This is a genomic window from Microcystis sp. LE19-10.1B (assembly GCF_027530565.1).
GTDB lineage: Bacteria > Cyanobacteriota > Cyanobacteriia > Cyanobacteriales > Microcystaceae > Microcystis > Microcystis aeruginosa.
Map to the genome: position 1 here is coordinate 1 of NZ_JAPZQM010000605.1, position 10,168 is coordinate 10,168.

10 protein-coding genes, 1 tRNA gene and 2 pseudogenes are annotated in these 10,168 nt (G+C 39.1%); 7 read left to right on the forward strand and 6 right to left on the reverse strand.

Features of this window, described 5'->3' with window-relative positions:
* Window positions 1-95 precede the first annotated feature (95 nt).
* Window positions 96-518, forward strand: a complete 423-nt coding sequence (gene tnpA, locus O9332_RS21750) for an IS200/IS605 family transposase (RefSeq protein WP_288027383.1) — start codon at window positions 96-98, stop codon at window positions 516-518.
* Window positions 519-530: 12 nt separating this feature from the next.
* On the opposite strand, the gene O9332_RS21755 is transcribed toward tnpA, so the two are convergent.
* Both O9332_RS21755 and O9332_RS21760 read right to left on the reverse strand, forming a co-directional pair.
* Entirely contained in the window at window positions 531-995 is a 465-nt protein-coding gene (locus O9332_RS21755) for a PIN domain-containing protein (protein WP_002759273.1), read from the reverse strand.
* Complete coding sequence (locus tag O9332_RS21760; protein WP_002754799.1) at window positions 982-1,266, reverse strand: UPF0175 family protein; 285 nt, start codon at window positions 1,264-1,266, stop codon at window positions 982-984. The genes O9332_RS21755 and O9332_RS21760 overlap by 14 nt, the downstream gene beginning before the upstream one ends.
* A 494-nt stretch (window positions 1,267-1,760) precedes the next feature.
* On the opposite strand from O9332_RS21760, the pseudogene O9332_RS21765 reads away from it, so the two are divergent.
* Window positions 1,761-2,042, forward strand: a pseudogene (locus tag O9332_RS21765) (flavin reductase family protein); the annotation flags it as partial.
* Between the two features lie 75 nt (window positions 2,043-2,117).
* Entirely contained in the window at window positions 2,118-5,783 is a 3,666-nt protein-coding gene (gene bchH, locus O9332_RS21770; protein WP_288027376.1) for a magnesium chelatase subunit H, read from the forward strand.
* 223 nt (window positions 5,784-6,006) lie between these two features.
* Here the strand turns inward: bchH and moaC are convergent, their stop codons facing one another.
* Window positions 6,007-6,507: a cyclic pyranopterin monophosphate synthase MoaC gene (gene moaC / locus O9332_RS21775; protein WP_002774359.1), complete on the reverse strand. Its 501-nt coding sequence runs from the start codon at window positions 6,505-6,507 to the stop codon at window positions 6,007-6,009.
* 43 nt (window positions 6,508-6,550) lie between these two features.
* Here moaC and O9332_RS21780 point away from each other — a divergent pair.
* Together O9332_RS21780 and O9332_RS21785 are read left to right on the forward strand one after the other, a co-directional pair.
* Window positions 6,551-6,624 (forward strand) — tRNA-Arg (locus O9332_RS21780).
* Window positions 6,625-6,915: 291 nt separating this feature from the next.
* The gene (locus tag O9332_RS21785) at window positions 6,916-8,229 is read left to right on the forward strand and encodes a tetratricopeptide repeat protein (RefSeq protein WP_288027378.1); all 1,314 of its coding nucleotides are present in this window, start codon (window positions 6,916-6,918) and stop codon (window positions 8,227-8,229) included.
* 15 nt (window positions 8,230-8,244) lie between these two features.
* On the opposite strand, the gene O9332_RS21790 is transcribed toward O9332_RS21785, so the two are convergent.
* The 3 genes from O9332_RS21790 to O9332_RS21800 form a co-directional block, all read right to left on the reverse strand.
* Complete coding sequence (locus O9332_RS21790) at window positions 8,245-8,658, reverse strand: type II toxin-antitoxin system VapC family toxin (protein WP_130757600.1); 414 nt, start codon at window positions 8,656-8,658, stop codon at window positions 8,245-8,247.
* On the reverse strand, window positions 8,655-8,906 hold the full coding sequence (locus tag O9332_RS21795; RefSeq protein WP_002774365.1) for a hypothetical protein: 252 nt from the start codon (window positions 8,904-8,906) through the stop codon (window positions 8,655-8,657). Before O9332_RS21795 ends, O9332_RS21790 begins: the two co-directional genes overlap by 4 nt.
* Window positions 8,907-8,992: 86 nt before the next feature.
* Window positions 8,993-9,244 carry a hypothetical protein gene (locus O9332_RS21800; RefSeq protein WP_002797268.1) on the reverse strand — a complete coding sequence of 84 codons (252 nt, stop codon included), beginning with the start codon at window positions 9,242-9,244 and terminating at the stop codon, window positions 8,993-8,995.
* Between the two features lie 227 nt (window positions 9,245-9,471).
* Between O9332_RS21800 and O9332_RS21805 the strand changes: the two genes are divergently transcribed.
* Both O9332_RS21805 and O9332_RS21810 read left to right on the forward strand, forming a co-directional pair.
* Window positions 9,472-9,813: a type II toxin-antitoxin system RelE/ParE family toxin gene (locus tag O9332_RS21805; protein ID WP_288027385.1), complete on the forward strand. Its 342-nt coding sequence runs from the start codon at window positions 9,472-9,474 to the stop codon at window positions 9,811-9,813.
* Window positions 9,810-10,028 (forward strand): annotated as a pseudogene (locus O9332_RS21810) (helix-turn-helix domain-containing protein); the annotation flags it as partial. The gene O9332_RS21805 and the pseudogene O9332_RS21810, both read left to right, overlap by 4 nt.
* Window positions 10,029-10,168 lie beyond the last annotated feature (140 nt).

The window sequence follows — 10,168 nt, forward strand, 5'->3', positions numbered from 1 at the left end:
AAATCCTTATCTGGCAAAAGATTTAACTGATTAGCTCGCTCTAGATCAAAAACAATTGACAAAAATCGTCCAATGTCTTTCTCTATAAGGGTTCCATCTCTTATAACCCCCGTCCATTACATAACACAAACCGAAGAACCAGAAACTCTGTTTCCGATCTAAAGATACACTTGGTCTGTGTGACAAAATACAGAAGTAAGGTTTTTACTGGTAAAAGTCTGACTTTGGTTGAAAAATCTTTTAGGGAAGTTGCGGAAAAGATGAATTTTCAGATATTGGAATTTAACGGGGAGTCTAATCATATACACGCATTGATTGAATACCCGCCAAAACTATCTATTTCCGTAATGGTCAATTCTTTAAAGGGAGTCTCTAGTCGTAGGTATGGACAAGCTGGTTATCCTAAACCGCACGGGAAAGACGCTCTTTGGTCGCCCAGTTATTTTGTATCTTCTGTAGGAGGTGCGCCACTGGAAGTTCTTAAGTGCTACATTGAAAATCAGGAAAAGCCGTCGTAAAACGACGGGGTTTTAACCCAAATTTTCGATAAATTTCTGGCTGTAGTATATGCCTTGTTGTTGCATCGTTTCTATGTAAGGTTTGACTGCAGCGATCTTTCCCAACTGTTTTGCTTTAATTAAAATACCGATCGAACCTGTAATTGGAATATTGAGAGATTTACACACCTGACGAGCAGCTAATTCATAGATAAGCACTAAAGGGGCTTTTTGTTCTAGTGCAAGGACGATGACTTCTGATTCTCCTCGATCTAGAGTCGGTAATAGTAAGGAAACCTGCTGTTGAGAGGCGATTTCTCGGACAGAAATCCACTGTTCTCGTAATAGATCGATCGAGCCAGTTTTGTCCTGATCGTAAGTGCTGATTTCAAGAGCTACTGCCTTAGGAATAACGATGCTTTTAACTATTTCTTGTAAAAGACCGAGTTGACCAATTCGCGCAAAAGCGATGAGGGGAGTAGCGTTACTTACAATCATCAGGCTCCAGTTTTTCTATTCCCTTTAATTCAACCGCTAACGCCGATTCGTCATAATCAAACAATACAATCCCTTTTTTAGACAAAATATCCATAAATTCTAGGCGATTAATTCTCGCTAATTCCGCCGCTTTTCCTAAAGAAAGTCGCTTTTCTTGAAAATAATAAATAGCGGCCAGAAGTTTAATTTCTTGACCGAGTTCATCAATTCCTATTTTTAAAGCGGCAAGAACATCGGGAGAAAATTCTAGATTTAATATTTCATTTTTCATTCTAAGTACCTAGTTAAAAATAAAGTTAACTTTAGAGACAAGGGAACTCCGGAACAGGGAACAGAAGGGTTTCTGACTTTTTTTAAGATGTCTCTTAATTATTACAGCTTACAGCGTTTCTCATAAAGATGAAGTATAATCTGATTTGGCATCGTCTCCTGACTCCTGATTGAGGTGATTAAACCGCACAGTGCGCTATTATAGCAGCGGGCAGAAGGCAGAAGGAAAATCCTTGCCAGAACTGAATTTTAGCGATTTAGGTTGTCCTAACCAACTCGTTCTCTGCTATAAGTCTTATTAAGGGGGTGTTAGACCGATGCAGGTGAGATAGTGGCAGCAATTCTCATTTTGAAACGATTTTGCCTTGTTTCAGCGATCTAGATATTCGTTAAGAATTATTAACCCCTCTAGATGCAAGGGTTTTGATGTCATGAAACCTTAAAATGAGAATTGCTGATAATACCTCCCATCGACTCTACCCACTTTATATCCATTTTGTCCTTAATATCCTGCAAGAAGGACAACATATAGCTTTAATGAAGCATTTTCTTAAACCTTTTTCCCCCGGAGAAGATCGTTTCGCTAATATCGAAACCACTAAAGCTGAGAAGGGTGGGCCGATTTTGGCCGAAGCGCTCGCTTATCTGGAATGTCGGGTAGAACAACGAATGGAGTGCGGTGATCATTGGCTGCTTTATGCGATCGCAGAAAAAGGTAAGGTTTTACACCAAGGTTTAACCGCCATCCATCATCGCAAATCTGGCAGTTATTATTAATTTGTTGTTATGATCATTTCAGGGGGTGTGTTAAGGCAAAATAACGCACCCTGATTTATCAGAAAATAAATTCTTATGAAAAGTATTGTTTTAATTGTTGGCTTTGAAACCTTTAACACCAATTTATATCGGCAATCGGGCCTGTTGGCTAGTTCTAAATGTCCCGATTTAGAGGTAAAAGTATTTAGCGATAAATCCTTGACGAGCGAACCGGAAATAGTCGAGCAAGCTTTAGCCACTGCCGACGTTTTTTTTGCTAGTTTGATCTTCGATTACGATCAAGTTACTTGGCTGCGGCAACGAGCGGCACAGATTCCGATTCGCTTAGTTTTTGAGTCTGCTTTAGAGTTAATGAGTTTAACCCGTTTGGGAGAATTTGCCATCGGGGATAAACCAAAAGGAATGCCAAAACCAATTCAATTTATCTTGAGTAAATTTTCCAGTGGCAAGGAAGAAGATAAGTTAGCTGGTTATCTCAGTTTCCTTAAAACTGGCCCGAAACTGCTGAAATTTATTCCCGCTAAAAAAGTTCAAGATTTGCGTAATTGGTTAATTATTTACGGTTATTGGAATGCGGGAGGAACTGAAAATGTTGCCGCTATGTGTTGGGTAATTGCCCAAAAATATCTAGGATTAAAAGTACGGGAAATACCCGAAGTTATCGAAACTCCCAATAGGGGACTATTACACCCCGATTATCAGGGTTATTTTCTCACTCCCCAAGAATATTTAGCTTGGTATAAAAAAAATAAATCTCTTGATAAACCAGTGGTGGCACTGCTGCTTTATCGGAAGCACGTTATCAGTAAATTGCCCTATATGAATCAATTAATCCGTCATTTTGAAACGGCTAATTTAATTCCCCTACCCGTGTTTATTAACGGAGTGGAAGGCCATACAATTGTTCGGGATTGGTTAACCACAGACTACGAAATTCAGCAAAGAAAAAAAGGAATCATTGAAACTCCTTCTTTAAGTGAAGATGCGGTGACAGTAGATGCAATTGTCTCGACGATTGGCTTTCCTTTGGTGGGGGGTCCTGCGGGTTCTATGGAAGCAGGAAGACAGGTAGAAGTGGCTAAACGAATTCTGTCCGCTAAAAATATTCCTTATCTTATCGCTGCCCCTTTATTGATTCAAGATATTTATTCTTGGACAAGACAGGGAATCGGTGGTTTACAGAGTGTGGTTCTATACGCTTTACCTGAATTAGATGGAGCAATTGATACGATTCCTCTGGGGGGATTAGTGGGGGAAACTATCTATTTAATCCCCGAAAGATTACAGCGTTTAACTGGACGTTTAAACAGTTGGATTAAGTTACATAAAACCCCTCCGCAAGAACGGAAAATAGCCATCATTCTCTATGGATTTCCCCCGGGTTATGGGGCAGTTGGTACGGCAGCTTTATTAAATGTTCCCCGGAGTTTAGTTAAGTTTTTACAAGCTTTACAAGCGCAGGGTTATAATCTGGGAACGATTCCCGAAGACGGGGAAGAAATTATTCAAAAAGTTAAATTTGCCGATGATGAAAATCTCTCTAAACAAAATCGTTTATCGATAGAAACTTTAGAAAATTGGCTAGGTTATCTATTAACTTCTCGCATTGAAAAACACTGGGAATCTCTGAAAGATGCGGGAATAAAAACTGTTGGCAACCAGTATCATTTAGGGGGAATTGAGTTAGGTAATATCTGGATTGGAGTGCAACCACCTTTAGGAATTGCTGGGGATCCGATGCGGTTAATGTTTGAAAAAGATTTAACTCCTCACCCTCAGTATGCAGCCTTTTATCAGTGGTTACAAAAAGATTTTAAGACCGATGCGATCATTCATTTTGGTATGCACGGAACTGTCGAATGGCTGCCCGGTTCACCCCTAGGAAATACTGGTTATTCTTGGTCAGATATTTTATTAGGAGATTTACCGAATTTATATATTTATGCCGCTAATAATCCCTCGGAATCTATCCTAGCTAAACGTCGCGGTTATGGGGTGTTAATTTCCCATAATGTGCCTCCCTACGGACGAGCGGGATTATATAAAGAATTGATGATTTTACGAGATTTGATTGCCGAGTTTCGAGAAAATCCTGAGAAAAATTACGCTTTAAGAGATAGTATCCTCCAAAAGATTATTGATACAGGTATCGCTAAAGATTGTCCTTTTCTGGAAGCAGAAAAACAGGGAATAGAATTCACTTTAGAAAATGCCAAATTATTTAGCCGCTATGCACTAACCGATTATTTTGTCAAGGTGTATAATTACCTACAAATCGTCGAACAAAGACTATTTTCTTCGGGTTTACACACCCTAGGCACTGCTCCCAATCAGGAAGAATTAAAAGGTTATCTTGACGCTTATTTCACCGATTTATCTGAGCGAGAATTTCAGCAAATTATCGCTGACGAAGCAACCAATGAAAAGGTTAAAGAAGGCATTGCTATTAAAAATTTATTAGGACAAAATAGCGAAGAATTAACTAATCTTTTGCGGGGATTAAATGGGGAATATGTACCACCGGCACCGGGGGGTGATTTACTCCGGGATGGTGCGGGAGTTTTACCCACAGGACGCAATATACACGCTTTGGATCCCTACCGAATGCCTTCCCCGGCAGCCTACACTCGCGGACGAGAAATCGCCAAAAAACTGCTACAACAAAACTTAACCGAAAAAGGAAAATATCCCGAAACTGTAGCAGTTTTACTCTGGGGATTAGATGTGATTAAAACTAAGGGTGAATCCCTGGGTATTCTCTTAGAATTAGTCGGTGCGGAACCAGTCAAAGAGGGGACAGGAAGAATTGTCAGGTATGAATTAAAACCTCTAGGGGAAATTGGACACCCGCGCATCGATATTTTGGCTAATTTATCGGGAATTTTTCGAGATACTTTTATCAATATTATCGAGTTATTGGATGATTTAATGCAGCGGGCAGCCGAGATAGAAGAATCGGAAAATGATAATTATATCCGTAAGCACTATTTAGCCTTAAAAAGTCAAGGAATTGACAATGCCAGCGCTCGTTTATTTTCCAATCCTGCCGGGGATTTTGGCTCTTTAGTTAATGACCAAGTAGTGGAGGGAAATTGGGATAATGAAAACGAATTAGCGAAAACTTGGGAAAAGCGTAATGTTTTTAGTTATGGTCGTCAAGATAAGGGACAAGCGCGACCAGAAGTGCTACAACAGTTATTAAAAACCAGTGAAAGTATTATCCAAGAAATTGACTCGGTAGAATACGGTTTAACCGATATTCAGGAATACTACGGCAACACGGGAGGATTAAAATTAGCCGCAGAAAAACAAAGCGGTAAACGGGTGATGACAAGTTTTGTCGAGAGTTTTTCCAATGATACAACTCCCCGCAAATTAGAGGAGGTTTTGCGCTTAGAATACCGCAGTAAATTACTCAATCCTAAATGGGCAAATGCCATGGTTAATCAAGGTTCCGGTGGGGCCTACGAAATCTCCCAAAGAATGACCGCTTTAATTGGTTGGGGCGGTACGGCTAATTTTAGTGACGATTGGGTGTATGATCAGGCAGCCGATACCTACGCTTTTGATGCAGAAATGGCGGAAAAATTGCGTCAAGCTAATCCCGAAGCTTTCCGTAATATTGTCGGTAGAATGTTAGAAGCACAGGGTCGCGGTTTTTGGCAAGCAGACCCCGACAAATTAGAGAAATTACAGGAATTATATCAATTGACCGATGAAAAATTAGAAGGGGTTACTTAGGGTTTGCTGAATAAATCTAAAAACCTTCTTGGATAATATCTTTAGGCTTTTTTGGAATCAACAAGTGCCAGCGATTGGAGTCAGGTACTTTTTCCCCGAAAATTAGGTAATTGACTCCCTGAAAATTGGTACAACCCCACACCCTACACCCCACACCCCACACCCCACACCCCACACCCTGACACCAGGAAAAACTTTTTGCCGCAAACCCTACTTAGAGTTTTCATCGCAACAGGGAATCCTGATGATAATCTGATTTCCCTCCTGTTTTACTCAGCAGACGGATATTTTCAATCAGGATTGATTTTTCTAACGCTTTAGCCATATCGTATAAAGTCAAGGCTGCCACAGATACCGCCGTTAAAGCTTCCATTTCTACCCCAGTTTCCGATTTTGTCACCACTTCTGCCCGAATTTCGTAGCCGGGTAACTCTGCTTTCGGGATAATCTGAACATTGATTTTTTGCAGGGGTAAGGGATGGCAAAGGGGAATTAAGGAGGAAGTTTGTTTGGCCGCCATAATTCCTGCTAGTCTGGCCGTCCCTAAAACGTCACCTTTAGGCGCATTTCCCTGTTCTATGGCTTCAAAAGTCGTTTTTAGCATTCTCACTTGTCCTAGGGCGATAGCAGTGCGTTTAGTGGGCATTTTCTCCGATACATCCACCATCTGGGCCTCGCCTTGGCTGTCGAGATGAGATAATTTTTCTTTACCCTCTTGCGTCATTGAATGAACCTGTGCTATAGTAGTTTACTGTTGAGAAAAACAAGGGCTTGTAGCTTAGTGGATTAGAGCGTGTGGCTACGGACCACAAGGTCGGGAGTTCGAGTCTCTCCAAGCCCGTTACATACAATGGCATATACTACAGGAATTAGGGACATATAGTTCCTAATTCCTTTGGTTTTTTGCCCCATCTTCCCACTTTCCTATACTTTTTAAACAGGATTTAGTATCATCAGCCAGTTTTGCCGAGGTATTTTTTACCCTCAAACAGTGAAAGAAACTAAACTTTTAGGATTGTATAATACTAAATCTGGTTATTAAAAACTGATTATTTATTCCCCCTTTTGCCTTTTGCCTCTTGCCTTTTGCCTGTCCTTATAAGTAACCTATGCTCAACGGATTTAGTATAATATGAATTCTCCTGCACCTGTGCCGACACCCTTTCAAGTTGCTTTAGAGCGTTACCAGAATGCTCTAAATTATTTAGATACTTCTCATAATAAATCTCTGAAAAAAGCACAGGCTTTAGAAATTATTGCCGCCAGAGATGCTCTTAATAAACAAATGGAAGCTGAGGCGGAAATTTCGGTTGATATGTCGTCAAAATTAATCGAACAAGATAATAGATTAAAACAGAAAAGCTACAAAATTACTCAAGTTCTTGACTTAGCTGAATATCGGGAGACTTTACCTATGTCTGCTCAGGCTTGGTGGTGGCATTTAGAAAGTAGGGAATCTTTGCATCCTTGCAATCGCTTTGATTGGCTATTGAGAATCGGTAAACTGGTTTTATTAGGGGTTAATTTTACATTAATCGGAACGATTGCTACTCGGTTTCTTAGTGGTGGTTCAGGTTTGCTAGAAATAGGAGGTGTTATTTTTTCGACTTTCATTTCTTTATTACAAACTGAAAATGCTCTCACACGGACGCGCCAGAAGGGTTTTGTTAAGTTAATGAAATTGCTTGGGATTGCTGAACATTGGTATGAAGAAATACAGTTTTCTGTAACAGTAATAGTCTTTGCTATTCTCTTGGGAATTTATCTAAATTTCTCTTGGTTTTCTGAGCTTTATAAGCAAGAAGGCAACCGTTTACAATCTCCTCCGCCAGCAAGTCAAGAATTTCCTAATTTAGCTTCAGCCGAAGAGAAGTATTTAAAAGCGATTGAGTTAGATCCAGATAATCTAGATGCTCATTATAAGTTAGCAACACTTTATGAAGAGTTACAGGATTTGACTAATGGGAAGAAACACTATTTAATTGCGGCAAAAGGTGGTTTTATAGATGCTTATAATAATCTCGCTTATTGGTATCTGCGAGATAATAAGAATGCAGAAGCGGTAGAGTTACTGGAAAAAGCCAAGAGATTATTAGCAGAAAAAGATGAAAAACTAGACCAATTTACTGAAGAGGAGAAACGCAATTTAGCATTACAAAAATATAGTATTTATAAAAATCTAGGCTGGGCCAGATTTAAGCAAAATCGCAGTGAAGATGCAGTTCCTAATCTTTTAGTTGCTATTGGTATCGCTGAAAATCCAGCTTATCAGAAATTTATCCGCAATCCCGGTGCTGCTTTTTGTATTTATGCTCAACTTTTAGAAAAAGAAGACAAGAAATTATCTCAGGAAAATTGGCGTAAATGTCTTAAATTAGCCGAAGGGAGGGAAATTAATACGGAGGAGGAGCAATGGTTATATGAAGCGAGGAAAAAATTAAAGTGAAGTAAAGTTTAGTGACTATTCTCTGAGTAATGCGCTAAATCCTTCTTGCTGAAAATGCTTATCAAAGGTTAATATTTGAGAGATTTCCAGTTGTCTCATAATCTGCATGGAAGCACAATCAGTTAAACTGTATCCTTTATCTAATCGTCTTTGGTAAAAATCAAAAGCTTGCTGAAATTGTTCACTGGTTTGGGGAATGATTATGGTTTTGCTGTCATTGCGTAAATCATGAGTTAGACGAATAGCTGATTTACGCAAAAATTCCCCTCTACTGCATAAAGCATTGAGTAATTCTGTCAGAACCATTTCACTGGTAACACCTCTAAAGTTACCCAGTCTTGCTACCATACTTATAGCAAGTCTATGAGCATTATCTCCTCTATCAGCTAACGCTTTTAAATAGAAGGTATCTAAGAAAATTTTTCTCATTCTTCCTCATCTTCTCTCGGTGCGCCGTACATATAATGTTCCGCGTTACGCGCAAAGTCTCTGGGAAAGTGTTTTCGCCATTCTGATTGGGGAACAACGTTACCAATCTCAACAATTCTTTGCCAAAAAGGTTTTTTGCGAAATTCTGGGTCATTTTCTAGTGCATCCCATTTAGCATCGAGTTCTTCCATTGATAACTCAGGCTCTTCGGATGTGTTAGAGGTTGAATGATTGTTTAAGTTAGTCATGATTAAAGGTTCCTTTTAGATTAAAGAGAATAAGTTAATGATAACCTAAATTATCTGGTCAGGTAAATGTTTTGCGAAAATTTGTTTCATTCTTCCTCATCTTCTCTCGGTGCGCCGTACATATAGTGTTCAAAATTACGCGCAAAGTCTGTAGGTAAGTGTTTTCGCCATTCTGATTGGGGAACAAGTGCGCCAATTTCTATAATTTGTTGCCAGATAGGTTTTGCTAAAAATTCTGGGTCATTTTCTAGTGCATCCCATTTAGCATCGAGTTCTTCCATTGATAACTCAGGCTCTTCGGATGTGTTAGAGGTTGAATGATTGTTTAAGTTAGTCATGATTAAAGGTTCCTTAGTGATAATAGGTTACTTTTATTATAGCATTTTCAAGTTGGATTGAGGTACGGAGATTATCGAGGGTAATTAACCACAGAGACACAAAGAACACAGAGATTATTCACCGATGTTATAATTTATAATGATGATGGCAAGAGAGCCGAATGTTTAACTGAAAGCTTGACATTATTTTATGTACAGACTATATTATAGTTATGGAATAGAATATTATATTTGATCCAGATTTTAGGTTCTGGTTTTATCAACAAGAACAGGGACTTCAAAATGAAGTATTTGCTGTTTTAACTGTATTGATGAAACTTAGACCAGCACTGGGGAGACCACGAGTTGATACCATTGAAGGATCTTCTTTTAAGAATATGAAAGAGCTTCGTATTCAGTATAAAGGTGAACCTTGGCGTGTTTTATTTGCCTTTGATCCTCATCGACAAGCAATTTTACTTGTTGGGGGGAACAAGTCAGGTAACAAAAGATGGTACAAAGAAAATATTCCTATAGCAGATCAACGTTATCAAAAATATCTGGAAAAACTTAAGGAAGAAAAGTCATGAAAGAATATACCAACTTCTCGGAAGAATTTAATAAACTTTGTGGAGAACGACAAGCAATTATTAAAGCAAGAGCTTCCCAAATTTATCTGGAGGAACTTACGCTTAAGTATTTGCAGGAAAAACTAGGTTTATCTTTATCAGAATTGGCAAAGTATCTTGAAGTACAGCAATCAATAGTACCTAAACTTAAACAAGAGCAAAATCTAGAGCTAAATAGGGCTTGCTGAATAAATCTAAAAACCTTGTTGGATAAGACTTTTGGACTTTTTTCCCCTCAAAAAGTGCCAGCCATTGCGGGGATCGGGGGGAAAATTCCTGGACTTTTTCCCTGAAAATTAGGTAATTGGCCACCTCA

What these genes read in the sequence shown, in the direction of transcription:
- O9332_RS21755 (WP_002759273.1), bottom strand. Translation starts at nt 995, where the DNA reads ATGATTGTAAGTAACGCTACTCCCCTCATCGCTTTTGCGCGAATTGGT.
- O9332_RS21760 (WP_002754799.1), bottom strand. Translation starts at nt 1,266, where the DNA reads ATGAAAAATGAAATATTAAATCTAGAATTTTCTCCCGATGTTCTTGCC.
- bchH (WP_288027376.1), top strand. Translation starts at nt 2,118, where the DNA reads ATGAAAAGTATTGTTTTAATTGTTGGCTTTGAAACCTTTAACACCAAT.
- moaC (WP_002774359.1), bottom strand. Translation starts at nt 6,507, where the DNA reads ATGACGCAAGAGGGTAAAGAAAAATTATCTCATCTCGACAGCCAAGGC.
- O9332_RS21785 (WP_288027378.1), top strand. Translation starts at nt 6,916, where the DNA reads ATGAATTCTCCTGCACCTGTGCCGACACCCTTTCAAGTTGCTTTAGAG.
- O9332_RS21790 (WP_130757600.1), bottom strand. Translation starts at nt 8,658, where the DNA reads ATGAGAAAAATTTTCTTAGATACCTTCTATTTAAAAGCGTTAGCTGAT.
- O9332_RS21795 (WP_002774365.1), bottom strand. Translation starts at nt 8,906, where the DNA reads ATGACTAACTTAAACAATCATTCAACCTCTAACACATCCGAAGAGCCT.
- O9332_RS21800 (WP_002797268.1), bottom strand. Translation starts at nt 9,244, where the DNA reads ATGACTAACTTAAACAATCATTCAACCTCTAACACATCCGAAGAGCCT.